Source organism: Nostoc sp. S13, assembly GCF_029379315.1.
Taxonomy (GTDB): Bacteria; Cyanobacteriota; Cyanobacteriia; order Cyanobacteriales; family Nostocaceae; genus Nostoc.
Window position 1 is genome coordinate 90,589 of record NZ_JAQYWQ010000002.1, and the last position, 15,488, is coordinate 106,076.

Annotated in this window: 12 protein-coding genes and 2 pseudogenes; 8 read left to right on the top strand and 6 right to left on the bottom strand. The window is 40.9% G+C overall.

The genetic code is table 11. The features are described 5' to 3' along the window. The first annotated feature begins 19 nt into the window (after window positions 1–19). A complete protein-coding gene (locus PUQ00_RS01090) occupies window positions 20–172 on the top strand; it encodes a hypothetical protein (RefSeq protein WP_300412295.1) in 153 nt (50 codons plus the stop codon). Window positions 173–188: 16 nt separating this feature from the next. Here PUQ00_RS01090 and PUQ00_RS01095 read toward each other — a convergent pair whose 3' ends face one another. Beyond that, window positions 189–317, bottom strand: coding sequence for a photosystem II protein Y (locus PUQ00_RS01095; RefSeq protein ID WP_300412297.1), 129 nt, complete (start codon window positions 315–317; stop codon window positions 189–191). Between the two features lie 647 nt (window positions 318–964). Then, window positions 965–1,492, bottom strand: coding sequence for a gamma carbonic anhydrase family protein (locus PUQ00_RS01100; RefSeq protein ID WP_300412299.1), 528 nt, complete (start codon window positions 1,490–1,492; stop codon window positions 965–967). A gap of 239 nt (window positions 1,493–1,731) precedes the next feature. Between PUQ00_RS01100 and PUQ00_RS01105 the strand changes: the two genes are divergently transcribed. The 3 genes from PUQ00_RS01105 (at window position 1,732) to PUQ00_RS01115 (ending at window position 6,200) form a co-directional block, all read left to right on the top strand. Further along, complete coding sequence (locus tag PUQ00_RS01105) at window positions 1,732–2,244, top strand: TIGR02652 family protein (RefSeq protein ID WP_300412301.1); 513 nt, start codon at window positions 1,732–1,734, stop codon at window positions 2,242–2,244. Window positions 2,245–2,310: 66 nt separating this feature from the next. Further along, the gene (locus tag PUQ00_RS01110) at window positions 2,311–2,754 is read left to right on the top strand and encodes a VOC family protein (protein ID WP_300412396.1); all 444 of its coding nucleotides are present in this window, start codon (window positions 2,311–2,313) and stop codon (window positions 2,752–2,754) included. 563 nt (window positions 2,755–3,317) lie between these two features. After that, entirely contained in the window at window positions 3,318–6,200 is a 2,883-nt protein-coding gene (locus PUQ00_RS01115; RefSeq protein ID WP_300412303.1) for a pitrilysin family protein, read from the top strand. A gap of 435 nt (window positions 6,201–6,635) precedes the next feature. Here the strand turns inward: PUQ00_RS01115 and modA are convergent, their stop codons facing one another. Together modA and PUQ00_RS01125 are read right to left on the bottom strand one after the other, a co-directional pair. Next, window positions 6,636–7,559 (bottom strand): molybdate ABC transporter substrate-binding protein, encoded by a 924-nt coding sequence (modA, locus tag PUQ00_RS01120; RefSeq protein ID WP_300412305.1) that lies wholly within the window; start codon window positions 7,557–7,559, stop codon window positions 6,636–6,638. A 379-nt stretch (window positions 7,560–7,938) separates the two neighbouring features. After that, the gene (locus tag PUQ00_RS01125) at window positions 7,939–8,577 is read right to left on the bottom strand and encodes a hypothetical protein (protein ID WP_300412307.1); all 639 of its coding nucleotides are present in this window, start codon (window positions 8,575–8,577) and stop codon (window positions 7,939–7,941) included. Between the two features lie 444 nt (window positions 8,578–9,021). Between PUQ00_RS01125 and PUQ00_RS01130 the strand changes: the two are divergent. Both PUQ00_RS01130 and map read left to right on the top strand, forming a co-directional pair. After that, a pseudogene (locus PUQ00_RS01130) lies at window positions 9,022–9,311 on the top strand (sulfocyanin-like copper-binding protein). 327 nt (window positions 9,312–9,638) lie between these two features. Further along, entirely contained in the window at window positions 9,639–10,466 is an 828-nt protein-coding gene (gene map, locus PUQ00_RS01135; protein WP_300412309.1) for a type I methionyl aminopeptidase, read from the top strand. A gap of 217 nt (window positions 10,467–10,683) precedes the next feature. On the opposite strand, the gene PUQ00_RS01140 is transcribed toward map, so the two are convergent. Beyond that, window positions 10,684–12,000, bottom strand: coding sequence for a hypothetical protein (locus PUQ00_RS01140; protein WP_300412311.1), 1,317 nt, complete (start codon window positions 11,998–12,000; stop codon window positions 10,684–10,686). A gap of 209 nt (window positions 12,001–12,209) precedes the next feature. Here PUQ00_RS01140 and PUQ00_RS01145 point away from each other — a divergent pair, with 209 nt between their 5' ends. Both PUQ00_RS01145 and PUQ00_RS01150 read left to right on the top strand, forming a co-directional pair. Beyond that, window positions 12,210–13,607, top strand: coding sequence for an amidase (locus PUQ00_RS01145; protein ID WP_300412313.1), 1,398 nt, complete (start codon window positions 12,210–12,212; stop codon window positions 13,605–13,607). Between the two features lie 8 nt (window positions 13,608–13,615). Continuing rightward, window positions 13,616–14,292 (top strand): annotated as a pseudogene (locus PUQ00_RS01150) (Crp/Fnr family transcriptional regulator). Between the two features lie 187 nt (window positions 14,293–14,479). Here the strand turns inward: PUQ00_RS01150 and PUQ00_RS01155 are convergent. After that, window positions 14,480–15,319, bottom strand: coding sequence for a hypothetical protein (locus PUQ00_RS01155; RefSeq protein ID WP_300412315.1), 840 nt, complete (start codon window positions 15,317–15,319; stop codon window positions 14,480–14,482). Between the last annotated feature and the right edge of the window lie 169 nt (window positions 15,320–15,488).

Consider the following 15,488-nt stretch of genomic DNA (forward strand, 5'->3'; position numbering starts at 1 on the left):
AGTCGGGGGATGAGGGGTAATGGGGAGTCAGGGGGATGAGGAGACAAGGGGGACAAGGGGGACAAGGGGGACTATTAAACTCAATGCCCCATGCCCAATGCCCCATGCCCTATTAATCGTTATGAATAAAACCGACTGTGCCTGTGAACAGAAACAGCCGGTTGAAGAGTAATGATATTCAGCCGAATTTAGGCTTCCTTATCGAAAAAGCCTTGAATTTGTCTTAAAGCCGCAGCGCCAATATTAAACACTGCCCAGCTAGCAGCAATAGCTACTGGTGCTAAAACGATTGCTATACGGAAATCGATAGAATCCATATCTAGAACCCCTGTTTGAAGTAGAAATTAAAGTTTTATCAACTGCTGCTATACAAAACTTGACCTGACTTATTTAAAGCTAGTCATTCAACTAAAGTTTCCTTTAGAGGGTCTGCTTCTTGCTTCAACCAAGGAAGACGGCTTTTCTTGTCCACAAGCGTAAATTCGGGTGTAGCCCACCCTATGTTTTAAACGAGTAGTTTTTTTGAAGCTTTTAGTCATTGTTCAACCATTATTTTCAGCAGATTTAACAAAGAGTGGACTCCCATTTGACCTTTTTAGAGGCTTGCTAGTAATGAACGCGACTGTGGTTTACAAACCACAAAGGTTTAGCTTTGGTTTTCGGTATTAACTTGAGTATACCAGATGCAGAAAACACAATACATCGAAAAAACTTACTGAATTTTTATAACTTTGACTAAGCTCGATAAGGTTTATGACTATTAGACATCTGGTGAAATTAAATATGCGTTATCTAGAACCCTTGTAGAGACGCGAAATTTCGCGTCTCTACATTCTTTTTCGGAGATGACTATTTAGTAACTCTCTCATTTTTATTTTTAGCTGAAGTGGGCAATTTTTTTCACCCAATATGTAAAGAATATTTAAATTACAGCTTGAATTTTGAATTGATTTCTCCCCACTCCCTAAGCTTTGCTAAAGCCAAGATCAGTACCCTTGCCAGCATGAACTAAAGCTAATTTTTGGTAACGTTTGGCGTGTTCAATCAGTTCTGCGGCTTCAACTTCTGTTACTTCTCGTAACACTTTGCCAGGAATACCGACAACTAGGGATAAAGGCGGTATATTTTTAGTTACCACTGCGCCAGCACCAATAATGCTACCAGCGCCCACTCGTACCCCATCCAAAATCACCGCCCCAATGCCAATCAAACTTCCACGCTCAATGTAAGCCGAATGTACTACAGCACGATGCCCTACGGTAACATGATCTTCTAAAATTGTCGGAAAACCAGGATCACCATGTAGAATTGCCCCATCTTGAATATTTGTGCATTCGCCAATTTCAATGCGTTCAACATCTCCCCTAACCACTGCTCCATACCAAATGCTCACCCCTGCTGCTATATTTACCGAACCTATAACAACAGCGTTGGCTGCGATGAAGGCAGCTTGAGAAAAATCGGGAGATGTCCAGTAAGAAGCGGTAGACACGATAGAATATGAATATGGTACTCAGGAACACTGGAGAAACTCTAACCTTTGAGGCTGGTTGCACAACCAGGATATCACAGCGTCAAGCCTCTACGCTGAGGAAAACACTAGTAAACAATGTTGCTGCCGCAACTCTGTGTCTATGCAGCAGGGAGCAAGTAACCCAAAGTGGTTGAGCCGAAGTGTATAATCCAACCCACTAGTGCTGGTGAAGACAAAATTATCTTTGTACGCACTTCATGATGAATCCAGGTTTGCAGTATCCGATGTTTGGGCCTGAAATACAGTGTCCCCATTGTCGCCAGACTATTCCGGCGCTGACACTGACAGATACCTATTTGTGTCCGCGTCATGGCGCCTTTGAAGTTAATCCTAATAATGGAGAGTTAATCCATTTGCAATCGGGGCGTCATTGGCGGAGGTGGAATAATGAATGGTATAGACAGCATACTCATCCCGATGGTATTCGCTTTGAAATTCACGAAGCATTAGACAAGCTTTATACCCAAGGGTATCGAGCAACACGAGTGATTATTGCTCGACGCTATCAGGAATTGATGAGTGGCTATTTAGAACGCAGTACGCCTTGGCGTTCTGGACAACCAGAAGCTACGGCTGCGCGTTTGTACGGCTTACCCGTGGAGTTTAGCCCCGATGCCTCAGAAGATCCCTGTTGGGAAGTGATTAATTTTGACTTGGAAAAAGAGCCTGGCGTCCCTGTGCGCTACCCTTATTTCAGGTTATTTGAGTAATGGTCATTAGTCATTAGTCATTGGTCATTTGACAAATGACTAATGACAACTGACAAAGGACAAATTATGCACCACGCTTCGATTCGGACTGCGAATATTCATCGAGCGATCGCTTTCTACGAACATTTAGGGTTTACAATTTCGGAACGCTTTACTACAGGCTACACCCTAGCTTGCTGGATGGAAGGATTGGGCGGCAGAATTGAACTAATTCAAATTCCTGAACCAAAACCTGCCCCAGATGCGTTTGCTGACGAACATTATGTAGGGTACTATCATCTCTCGTTTGATTTAACTGAGATTACACCAGATTTATCTAACTGGTTGACAAGTTTGCAAGAGCGTGTATTGTTGGCGTCTGAGAGTCAAGCAGAAGAATTACAACCTTTGAAGGTACTCTTAGAGCCAACACAACAGCAAATAGGCGATCGCATTTACGAAGTGGCTTTCATCGCCGATACTGATGGTTTACCTTTGGAATTCATTCGGGTTTTACCAAAACTGCGATAATTTAGCTTTTTTATGACCTTTGTTGCTAATATAGTGTTTTTCTTTATTGTTAACCGAAGTAACAGATTTTTTAATTAAATTATGGTCATCCTCAAAATAATTATGTAACTTACAGCGATTTTCAGCAAAATAGACCATGCTGTAGGGGCAGAGCATTATTCATACGTGTTAACTTAAGGTGAAAACCAGCCTAGAACCAGCTTTTAGAGATTGTCTTGTTCCTAGTTTCAAACTGGGAATGCCCATTGGCAGCCTCCGCCTCCAGAATTAGCGGCAGAGCCGCAATTGAAGAGCATTTCCAGCCAGAGGCTCTTAACGAGGTTTTAAAGGAGTTTTAGCTTAAGTTGACACCAATGAGCATTGCTGTGCCCGCACGACAGATGTAGTTAAAATAAATAAAAACTATGGATTTTCCAGATTTTATAAATATCCCTTGCTGTTATTACTTTTAAGTTTATGGCTAGTAGCGGTTTTTTTACTGAGCGATCAACCTGCTCATAGCCAATATGCAATTACATCTAAACAAAGAAAAATATCACTCAACCTTGCTAGCAAAAAGAATAATGTCCTCAACACTGACAGAAAATGTCCGCAAGACAGTGCTGGAGAATGGTCTAACTGTCCTGACAAAGGAAGTGCATACTGCACCAGTGGTGACGGTGCAGGTGTGGTACAAGGTTGGCTCAGGCAATGAAGAACCGGGCGTGAATGGCATTGCCCACCAGTTAGAACACATGATGTTTAAAGGTACAAAAAATCGTCCGATTCAATTTGGACGTTTGTTTAGTGCTTTAGGTAGTGATTCCAATGCTTTCACCAGCTATGACCAAACTGCATATTATGGTACTGTGGAACGAAACAAGCTGAAAGCGCTCTTAGTGCTGGAAGCTGACAGAATGCAAAATTGTCAGATTGAGCCAGAACAACTGGCAAGTGAAAAACGGGTAGTAATTTCCGAGTTGCAGGGTTACGAAAATAGTCCAGAATATCGCCTCAACCGTGCCGTCATCCAGGCAGTGTTTCCCAATCATGCTTATGGGTTGCCTGTAGGTGGCACCAAAGCTGATGTCGAGAAATTTCAAGTTGAGCAGGTACAGAAATATTACCGCAATTTTTACAGTCCCGATAATGCCGTCTTAGTGATTGTTGGAGATTTTCAAACTGCAAATACCCTCGAAACAATTAAAGAGGTGTTTGGCAAACTAGCCAAGAGAGTGAGGAGTGAGGAGTTAACTGACTTTTCACGCGTGGAAAAACCAACGCGAAACCTAACCCCCCAACCCCCTTCCCTACCAGGGAAGGGGGAGAATTCAAAGCCTCTCTCTTTGCAGGAGAGAGGTTTTCCAGATCCCGTGAAGAAAAGTCAGGAGGAGTTAGGAGTAAGGAGTAAAAATACTTTTACCCCCTCAACCTCACTTAGTACTCCTATAGTATTGCGAGAACCAGGAGCAGGGCGACTGTTACAAGTTGTGTATCCGCTACCGGATGCAAATCAACCGGATGTCCCGGCGCTGGATGTGATGGATTACATCTTTACAGAGGGACGGAATTCTAGACTTTATCAAGCATTGGTAGAATCAGGTTTAGCTAGTGAAATTACAGCATCTGTTACCAGTTTGCGAGAATCTGGCTGGTATGAAGTATTAGTGACGGCTGGATCTAAATACGATTTGAAAAAAATTGACTCAGTGTTGAGTAGTGCGATCGCTAATGTAGCAGAAAAAGGCGTGACATCTGAGGAAGTAGAACGAGCCAAAACCCAATTAACAGCAGATGTAATTTTGAGTAACCGTGATATCACCTCTCAAGCAATGCGATTGGGCAATGATCAGACAACTACTGGTGATTATCGTTACACAGACCGCTATTTGGCAGCTGTCCGTCTGGTGAAGCCGACGGATGTTGTCGCTGTAATCAACAAATACTTGACAAAAGAAGCCCGGACAGTAGGTTTTTTTGAACCAACCCAGAAGCAGATAACAGAAGTTGGTGACAAACCAGACTCAGCCCATACTACAGAAAATTTCTCACCTGGCGCACCTGTGCTTCTTTCTGAGGTGGTCAAGTACTTACCGCCTGTGGATTTGGCTACAGATGCGTTGCTTGCCGTCGTTGGCATTAGAGAAGCGGTAGCGAGTCTTCTGCCAAGGGGAGACGCTTTAGCGCAAGGAACGTCAGCCTCTGGTAGAGAAGACATCGCCCAAGTATTACCACAGGGATTTAAATTTACCAATGGACTGCGGATATTACTGTTACCTGATAATAGTACTCCCACCGTTACCCTGAGCGGTCACATTCAAGCCGGGACGGAATTTGATCCAGATAATCAAGCTGGACTGGCTGCTTTTGTGGCAGATAATTTGCTAAATGGCACCAATAGTAAGGATGTCTTAACTATTGCCAAAGTCTTGGCAGAACGAGGGGCAAGTTTAGACTTTGAAGCCTATCGTGAAGGTGTGCATATCGAAGGTGATAGTTTAGCAGAGGATTTGCCGATACTCCTGGAGACATTGGCAGATGTTGTGAAAAATAGTACTTTTCCAGTCAAAGAATTGGAACTGTATCGCCAACAAACTTTAACTGATCTGCAACAGGAATTAGATGAGCCATCAGAAGTAGCTAGAAGAATATTTGTTCAGTCAATTTACCCGAAAAAACATCCCTTACACACCTTTCCCACAGAGGAGAGTTTACAGCAGATTCAGCGCCAGGATGTGATTGATTTCAAAGCTAAACATTATCGTCCAGACACGACAGTGCTAGCGCTGGTGGGAGATTTTGATCTGGACAAAGTGCGATCGCTGATTAAAAATAAGTTTGGAGACTGGGAAGTTAGCGGCCAAGCACCCACATTAAAATATCCCACGGTATCAAGGCCGGAGAAAATAGTCAGTGTCAACCCAGTTTTACCAGGTAAAGCCCAAGCTGTTACATATATGGGTTACACAGGTATTAACTGTTATGATCCTCGGTTTCACCCAGCTTTAGTATTGAATCAGATTTTGGGAGGCGATACCCTATCCAGTAGACTAGGTGCAGAAGTGCGCGATCGCCAAGGTTTAAGTTATGGAATTTATAGCTACTTCCAAGCCGGTAAAAATGCAGGGACATTTTTGATTGAGATGCAAACTAGTCCAGAAGATAGCACCAAAGCGATCGCTAGCACCCGGCAAATACTACAGCAAATCCATCAACAAGGTGTCACCGCACTGGAAGTAGAAACAGCTAAACGCACCCTTATTAGCAACTACAACGTTTCCCTGGCAAACCCAGAAGAATTAACAGATAGAATTCTGATGAATGAGGTGTACGGACTAGATAAAGTAGAATTGCACTCCTTCACTGATAAAATCCATCAAGTCACTCTTGACCAAGTTAATCAAGCGGCTCGTGAGTTACTCCACCCAGATCAAATTGTCGTCGTTACTGCTGGGCCATCAGTATAAGGAGGTAAACCCACAACTACTACACCCACTGCTACACCTTCTCTAGAGGCAATTCTGGCGAAAGTAGACAAAATTAATTATAGACGCTAAACTAGATGAAGTCCTGGGGGAGTTTGAAAGGCGGTTGGTTAGCAAATTTTAGACAAGATGAGAGACAGTCACCGCCAGAAGAATTAATAGAAGATAGACAAGTTATTGAAAAAAAATAGACCAGAGACTAGACCAGATAATCTGGCAACGCGCGATCATCAGGCAATGCGCGATCGCATTTTAAAATCTCTGACTACAGGGCGTGGGAGCAACGCTCTAAACTGAGATTGGGTTTTAATTCTCAATTACATAGCTAAATTATCAACAAACTCAGGTATTTTAGTTGCGCTGCCTGCGGCTAGCTATGCTTAGGTATCCGAAAATAAGATATCTACGTCCCAGATTTTAGCACCTTACTTTTTCACGTCGCTCCCCTTTAACTTTGGCTTTTGCTTTTACCTTTGGCTTCATCATAAGGGCGACTATACCTACTGCTATTGAGCCACCAGTAGTCATAGGTTCGGGGATAGTAGAGAATCCAAATGTCTGAAACACGGGTGACGCTTGAGAGGTGGTCAGAAAGAAGTTGAAGTCCCTAGCTGCGTCTAGGTTTTGAGTTTGTTGGAGTACAGCAGAGCCATAAACAATCGGAGAGTAAGAGTTGATAGGCGGAGTGTATACAATTTTGACTTTATCAAGTGCTGTTAGAGCGTCTGTGGTGTAAACAACGCCCGCATCTATCATATCATTACTGGCGCTTGACACTTTATCTAGTACATCACGCACACTCGATCCGAAGACAAGTTTGGATTGGATTTGGTCCGATATCCCGGAATTGGTAAATAATTGCTGGGCGAATCCTCCTGCTGGAACAACCGCAGGATTACCAATAGCCACTTGACGCACCTCTGGCTTTAATAGGTCTTGAACGCTTGATATAGATATGGTTGAATTTATCGGCGTGATTATAGCCAAGGTGTTGGTTAGTACGTTTTCCCTAGTTCCTTCTATTACTTTGTTGTTATTTTCCAGAGTATTTAACGGTGCTTGGGATACTGAGAAGAAGATATCTACTGGATTTGGATTTGTTCCCATTACGATTTGATTAGCGAGAGTACCAGAAGCCCCAAAGGTATTGATAAAGGTGACGTTGGGGTTGCTTAGCTGGTAAAGTGCCTCAACCTGGGGTAGGGTGTCGGTCAAGCTGGCAGCAGCATAGATGTAAAGCGGACCACTAAGTGTGGCAGCTTGTGCTGGTTTAGCTTGGATTACACTAAAACCCAAAGCAATGCTAGCAGTTGCCACTGCTAATTTGTATTTTTTATTCATGAAATACTTCCTGTAGAGTTAATGTGCGAGTTACTACAATTTTTGAAATTCTAAATCTTGCACCAGTATTGAAAGTTTGCTTTTTACTCCAGCCAGAAGATAGGGTAAAAAGAAATCGTAGCTGGTTAGCAATCTTTGCTACTTCATGTATTTAAACGTACTTTAAACTCCAAAGACTTACAACTAGTTTTCAAGCATCTTTATATAAGAAATACACTAGCCTATGTACTTATACCGCCATAAAATAGCTTCAATACCAGGAAAGTAGGTTAATGCATCTGTACTATTGGGAAAATTTTGTATAAAGTTATTTTAAAAATCTAATTTTTCTATTTAACCCAAGTTGCGGGTTATCAAATACAAATTTACTTCTCAACTGTCACTGCATGATATCTACCTGTCGATTGCTAGTCTGCTTCAACTTGATAGCAACCATCACTACATAGATGAGGTCAAAGACAAATATTGCAGTGTATAGAAACAGCAACAGCAGCGACCCCCGTCGTGTAGGAGTGGCAATATAAAAACCAATGGAAGCGAATGCAGTTCCGATCATTTTAGATAGGGCAATGAAGATTGATTGACCTAAAAGGGTGTTGCCTCTGAGCAACATGTCAATAAAGAGAATGGACATCATCAGATTTTGTCCAAAAGCTGTATAAGCACCGTTCCAATCGTTAAACTCATAGGTGATAAAAAATATACAACAAAAGCTTGTCACTAAGGTCAACATAAACATAGGGTAAAACAATTTCTGCCGCTTCCTCGCAAACAGAGAATGTCCAAAATATAGAAATTGAAACAAAATAATTAAATCAAGACTGAACCAGATAATATTGACCCATAGCTGTGGTGGGGAGTCGGGATGAACAAATGAGAAAATGAATTCCCATGAAATATTGGCACACAGAGCAACCAATGGCATTCCGCAAGTTTTATCTTGAAAGCCACGTTTAATCAGTAGAACATAGGTGAGTGACCAGAACACGCCACTTGCAAGCAGTAAGTAGGTTCCCATATTCATCATTACCTGTTTAGGACTACTATTTTATTTAAGGTTTCACGTAGCGCGATCACCACAAACAATCCTTTCTTTAAAATTGTACGAGTCGCTTGTACTGATCACTTGATTATCTTGATTGAGTGCGATCGCCACTATCCCGACTGCTGAACTGCTTAATCGATGCAAGATATAAGTAAAGTGCTTCCTGTTACCTATTAACTATTCCTGCTTATAGAAGTTCTAGATCAGATGAGGTACATCCTGAAAACTGAAATGCTTGATATCTGAGGTCTAGCCATATCTCGCCAGCATAGGAAGCGTAACACGACCATTACCTTTTTAGGACTACCCATAAAAATGAGCCACTTATTGACGTTAGTTCACAAATATTTATATCCAATCATAATTACATCTGTTAATTTACCAACTATCGTAATTACATCTGTTAATTTACCAACTATTGCTTGGCTGCAAATATTACGGAGAAACTACGTAATAATAACGTTGCTCCTGGGACTAAATTTCATCGTTGCTACTCCAGCAATGGCGGCAAATTTGTCTGAGGATTTACTCAAGCAACCAGCCACAGAAATTAGAGTTAGCTTGGGTAATTCGGCTAACGAACTCAAGCCGGGTGCTGAGGCAGAATGGGTATTTTGCCCCGGAAATCTGGCACTTATGGCTTATGTTGTTCAATACCGGGACATACGGAAGCAGGTATGACTGGAGAAATTGCCATCAAGAATTAAAAATTAAAGATAATTGAGCAGTCGTAAAATTCTCTGCGTGCCTCTGCGCTCCTCTGCGTTAAAATTCCAACCCTGAATTTCCCACGATTTTACGCAAGGCTATACTAAGTTCCATAATGTGCAGCCAAAAATAAGTTAAGGCGATTTTGATTCAAGTCCAACACATCAGGAGTAGGCGAATGTGTTATTCTATATACGTTAGCGGCTAAACTGGAAGAATCTCTATCAGGGATTAAAATTACTTAAATTATAGATACTATTTCTCAAGTAATCTAGAGAAAGCATTGATACTTAAGCGGCAGAGCCACCAGTAATTATTAATTTCCTATGAACATTTTCAGTAACTTACTTTCTCAAACAACTCAGCCTGCAAGTGCGAAAAAACAACGCCGAGGAATTGAAATTAAATCGCCGCGTGAAATTGAAATCATGCGCCAATCAGCGAGAATTGTGGCAACTGTCCTAAAAGAAATTTCTGAGCTAGTAAAGCCAGGAATGACCACGGCTGATTTGGATACTTATGCAGAAAAACGTATCCGTGAAATGGGTGCAACACCGAGTTTTAAAGGATACCACGGTTTTTCCGGTTCTATTTGCTCCAGCATTAACAATGAAGCAGTACATGGTATCCCTAGTCCTAAGAAAGTAATTCGCGTTGGGGATGTATTAAAAGTAGATACGGGCGCTTATTACCAAGGCTTTCATGGTGATTCTTGCATTTCAATTGCTGTCGGTGAAGTGACGCAAGAAGCTGCTAAATTAATTCGCGTAGCAGAAGAAGCTTTATATAAGGGCATTGAACAAGTAAAGGCTGGTGTATACCTGCTTGACTTAGCTGGAGCAATTGAAGACCATGTGAAAGCTAACGGTTTTAGTATAGTCGAAGAGTTCACGGGACACGGTGTCGGTCGTAACCTGCACGAAGAACCTTCAGTATTCAACTACCGGACTCGCGAGATGCCGAATGTTAAACTGCGTGCGGGGATGACATTGGCAATTGAGCCAATTTTAAATGCGGGTTCTAGACACACGCGGACATTATCTGACCGTTGGACAGCAGTCACTATGGATAATTCTTTGTCGGCTCAGTTTGAGCATACAGTCTTGGTAACAGAGATTGGTTATGAGATTTTGACTGACCGTTCTAAGTTGTAATTGTTAGTTGCAATTATCTGTTGTGAAGAGAGGTGAAGCGTCAAAAAAGGGCGATTTGCCTCTTAATTTTTTTACGAAAATCGAAAGGCTCGGATTCGTGACTTCTTAGATAAATCATAAATATCGTAATCATTTTTTAGTTTTGAATTATTTATCTGATCGCCGCATAGTTAGTTTTATAAAGGTTTAGGGATTGTAAAACGAATAATGAATGAGGCTAAATTTGTACAAAAAAATTAGCTTCTATTGCTAGTTTTTGCGCTGACTCTAAGTTTGCTAAGGCTTTCTTTTCAATTAACACTTTTTGACTTATAGATTTATAGTTAATTCGATAGTAAGCCAATTTCTTCTTTGCTTGCTCAGAAACTGATGTTTCATTAGGAATACTATCTAACAAGATTATTGCCTGATGCCATTTGTTTTGTGCTTGTTGCCAGACTTGTAGAGGATGCGGCGGATTTTGAACCAGAGAAGCAGCCTCCATACCAAGTTTTTGAGCAGATTTAAAGTTAGCGATCGCTCTGCCTTCTTGAGTTAAACTTAGATTTATCTGCTGCAATTCTGGACTTTGCTCTTTAATTTTCCAACCACCAAAATCTAAGATTAATAAACTTGAGGCTATTATCAAAGCTGAACAGACTATTTTTTGTGTCGAAAATTTTGGTACTATTTCTACTTTCTGGCTAATAATTGCTTCTTTATTACTTTCTTGGTCAAGCTTTTTTAGGGCTTCTTCTGCTTGTTCCCTTAAAGTGTCACCCTGAATAATTAAAGCAGCAATTTGTTGTTGGAAAAAATCACAATCATTAAGAATATCTGTCAATTCTTGAAATTTACCATCACTCGATATAATTAATTCGTGGTCATCATCTAACCACTCTAAAGCAAAGCCAGATTTACCATAAAAAGCAGACACTCCTAATAAGATATTTAATAAGCTATGACTATTTTTAATAGTATCAAAAATATAACTTAATTTTTGCTGTAATTGTAATAGCTCATTTTGAGAATTGTTGATTGTTTGAATTTGACGCTCTAAAATATTAAAGTTGTTAAAGCCTAAGTTAATATTTAAGCTTTCAGCAATTACCTGAAAATTGGCTGTTATGCTGAAATGATTAATATCAGAATTTAGTTGATTGACCAACTGAACATCACTGAGAATATCAGCAGCAATTGCCTGCAAAAAATAACCCCATTCAATCCAAGCATCAATTTTTGATTGTAAATCGGTTAATGAAATTTTAGTTTCTGAGTGACCAAATTTTTCGGCGATCGCTGGATCTACTAATCCAACATTAGGTATAAACAAACTAGCTACTGTACCTATTCGAGGCAGTGTAGCGATCGCGGAATTTTTAATGTGATCAAATTTCAATTCCTGAGCAATTAATTTTTTAAGATTTCGTAGTTGTTCCTGAGCATTATTGATCAGGATAATTTGTTCGGTGATTTGATTAGAATCGCCAATAGTCAGTTTTAGACTCTGAATCAGTGTTGGCAATTCATTCACAAGTACTTCTAGGTTAGCCATAAATACTTCTTAGGGATTTGTCGAAACGTTTATGCGAAACAATTAAAATGACTTGAGTAAGACCGTAACCACGCCTGTTGCATCTGAGCATCCTAGTTGAGTGACAAATCTCAGTAGCCATAAAATGTATAATTCCCGGAAATACTGCTAAAGTAACAATTTAAGTTTTAAAATCCCAGAGAAAGACAAAATTACCCATTCACTAACGTATGAATGAAGTTGATTTAGCATTTACCCCAGCACTAGAGTTGGCGCAATTAATTCGTCGCCGCGAAGTATCACCGCTAGAGTTGGTGGAAATATATTTAGAACGGATTGGGCAGTTGAATCCGCAATTAGGAAGTTATTTTACGGTGACGGCAGAACTAGCGATCGCAGATGCCAAAGCCAAAACCGAATTACTGACAACTACCTCAGAACTACCGCCATTTTTCGGTGTGCCGATTTCCATTAAAGACCTTAACGCTGTAGCAGGTGTTACCTGTACTTATGGTAATCCGGCATTACTGAACAATATCCCTAATTATGATGATGGGATTGTGACGCGGATTAAGCAAGCTGGATTTACTATTCTTGGTAAAACAGCCACTTCCGAATTAGGCTCATTACCTTACAGCGAACCTACGGGTTTTCCCCCAGCCAGAAATCCGTGGAATTTAGAATACACCCCTGGCGGTTCCAGTGGTGGCGCGGCGGCGGCGGTAGCAGCCGGATTATGTGCGATCGCTCAAGGTTCTGATGGCGGTGGTTCAATTCGGGGGCCTGCGGCTTGTTGTGGTTTGGTCGGACTTAAACCATCTAGGGGCAGGGTGAGTAAAGCACCCGTAGGCGAACGCCTGGCTGGAATTGCCGCCAACGGCCCGATCGCCCGGACTGTCGCTGATGCTGCTGCCCTTTTGGATGCTATCTCTGGTTATGTCACAGGCGATCCTTACTGGTTGCCAGATCCCGAACCATCATTTCTCGCCGCTACTCAGACAAAACTCGGTGCTTTGCGAATTGCCTTTGACACTAACATTTCTCCTTTGGGAGAAGCTGATGCCAACTGTCAGCAAGGTGTCCGCCAAACAGTCCAGTTATTAGAACAACTCGGCCACCAAGTTGAACAGAAATCCCCAGATTTTAGCGGTTTAATTGAACCATTTCAAATCGTCTGGCAAGCTGGGGTAGCTGCGTCGGGACTTCCTGTTGAAGCCTTGCAGCCATTGAATCGCTGGCTATTTGCACGCACAGGTTCTGTTGGTGAGTACCTGCAAGCAGTTTCTCAAATGCAGATAGTGGCACGGCAGATTGTGGCGTTTTTCGATACCGTGGATGTGCTGGTATTGCCAGTTTATCTACATTCACCGATCATGGTTGGGGAATGGGCTTCGCTGAGTCCAGAAGAGACATTGCAAAATATTATTCAATGGATTGCCCCTTGTCCGCCTGCTAATGCAACTGGACAACCTGTGATCGCAATTCCTGTAGGCTTTGATAGTAAGGGTTTACCCATCAGTGTGCAGCTAATTGGTAAACCTGCGGCTGAAGCCACCCTGATCAGCCTAGCAGCACAATTAGAAGCGGCTAACCCTTGGATTGATCATCGTCCAGCCTTTGCAATCTAAGGCTAATTATGCAGGCATCCCTGGAACAACTTTCACAAATTATTGTCTTTGCAGGTTTAGAAACAGCAAACAAAGTAAATTTGCAACCTTACACTCAGGTGCAACACCATAGCAAAAGAGAGATTATTCTGCATGAGGGCGATGTTTTACCAGCAAAACTCTATGCTGTTGTCAGTGGATCAATTCAAGTTACTAAAACAGCAACAACAGGGAAAAAAACGATTTTACGCGCCCTAGCTGCTGGAGAAATTTTTGCAGTTCCTGCTTTGTTGGGAAATGGAATTTCTCCGGTAACTGTTACTGCTGAATCTGATTGTGAGATTCTCACTGTAGAGCGAGATACTTTATTAAAAGCTATTGGAGAAAATCCTAAAACTGCATTACGAATGCTGATAGTTTTTAATAGTCGGATTCAGCAATTACATGAAACAGTCCACGGATTAGTTTCTGAAAGAGCTATTGTTCGCCTTGCCAGATTAATTCAATATTTTGCTGCTGAATCTGGAACTGATCTACTTCACAAGGCGAGTGTTTAAAAGTCAAATTGTCTTATTATTGCATGGCTCGGAGTAGGGGCATTACTTACGAAGAATGTGTGCGGTTAATTAAAAGTCTCAAATCAGTAATTGCTTATATTCGGGGTGGGAAGATGATGATACTTGATGCTGAGAAATTGGATGCATAGTTTACCGCACTTCTCTGCGAGACGCTACACGAACGACGCTGCTCAGTGACCACCGCAGGCATCGCGGATGGTACATTAGCATCTGAACATATTAGCTAATATGCTCTCTAAAAATCCCGGTGGATTTTTGCAAAAAACTACAAGAAAATAGCGATCGCCTGTTTTTAGTTTAAACGCCAGTTGCAAGCTACAATTGCGAATTATATTCCCTTTCTTTTATCTTCTTAGAAAATTGGGATGCTTGCGTGCTTAAACCTAATTTCTTTAGCAAGAAATATTTATATCTTTCCAAGGTAGACACACGAAATGTACTTTTGAATAACCATGCATCATTATCAACTGTAAAGGGAGTACCAACCTTAGCTACAAGAAACGAAGAAGTATTATCTGAAGTTGAGACTAACTCTTCCCAATTAGCTGGCTGTTTTTTTCCCCAATTAAAAATTTCATTTAAACTTACGACTTGTAAAAGTTCCCTTCTAATTAAAGATGCTGAATTTCCGAAATATTGAATGGGATGAGAAAAAACATCACTTCCAAAATAATCTTTACTTGGACCCCACTGTCCCCCAGCACTTGCATCTATATGCATTAAATTTATTGCCATAATATTTTTATCTTCATTAAGAATAGTCAGACCATGTTCCAAGATATTAATACAGTCTTGATGTGTTCCAACTATTTGAATATCGTCATCTAAATGTAAAATATAATCAGATTTACAAAGATTTAGACTAATAAGAATTCCAAAATTACTATGAGGGGGGTGGATCATAGTATTATATCTTACACAATCAAAACGATTGATTTGATTGGATGATTGAAGTAGCTTTATTCCATTTAAATCAGGACTACTATCATCTAAAAATATTTTTTCAGCAAAAGGAAGCTCTAGTACTTTAGCCCAGCTTTGTATAGCACGACGAACAATAAGTGGACGGTAATCACGTAACGACTTAATATATGAGCATGTAGAAAATGATGTTTTTTGCCACAAATCGTTTCTGGAATTTTTGATATTATGCATTTTTTTATACTTTCATACTGTATTTAGAGCAAACGCCATCAACATAATCTTTTGGGAAATTCGATTTTATTACCAATCTGTAAAACAATTGTGGCGCTCTCGTCAACCCCTTCGCTTAATTTAAAGTATGACATTTCGTGCCACCCTATGCACTATCAAAACTCAAAAT

Bases quoted from the DNA above. Each gene is read 5' to 3' on its own strand.
- PUQ00_RS01090 (WP_300412295.1), top strand. From the start codon at position 20: ATGGGGAGTCAGGGGGATGAGGAGACAAGGGGGACAAGGGGGACAAGG.
- PUQ00_RS01095 (WP_300412297.1), bottom strand. From the start codon at position 317: ATGGATTCTATCGATTTCCGTATAGCAATCGTTTTAGCACCAGTAGCT.
- PUQ00_RS01105 (WP_300412301.1), top strand. From the start codon at position 1,732: ATGATGAATCCAGGTTTGCAGTATCCGATGTTTGGGCCTGAAATACAG.
- PUQ00_RS01110 (WP_300412396.1), top strand. From the start codon at position 2,311: ATGCACCACGCTTCGATTCGGACTGCGAATATTCATCGAGCGATCGCT.
- PUQ00_RS01115 (WP_300412303.1), top strand. From the start codon at position 3,318: ATGTCCTCAACACTGACAGAAAATGTCCGCAAGACAGTGCTGGAGAAT.
- modA (WP_300412305.1), bottom strand. From the start codon at position 7,559: ATGAATAAAAAATACAAATTAGCAGTGGCAACTGCTAGCATTGCTTTG.
- PUQ00_RS01125 (WP_300412307.1), bottom strand. From the start codon at position 8,577: ATGGGAACCTACTTACTGCTTGCAAGTGGCGTGTTCTGGTCACTCACC.
- map (WP_300412309.1), top strand. From the start codon at position 9,639: ATGAACATTTTCAGTAACTTACTTTCTCAAACAACTCAGCCTGCAAGT.
- PUQ00_RS01140 (WP_300412311.1), bottom strand. From the start codon at position 12,000: ATGGCTAACCTAGAAGTACTTGTGAATGAATTGCCAACACTGATTCAG.
- PUQ00_RS01145 (WP_300412313.1), top strand. From the start codon at position 12,210: ATGAATGAAGTTGATTTAGCATTTACCCCAGCACTAGAGTTGGCGCAA.
- PUQ00_RS01155 (WP_300412315.1), bottom strand. From the start codon at position 15,319: ATGCATAATATCAAAAATTCCAGAAACGATTTGTGGCAAAAAACATCA.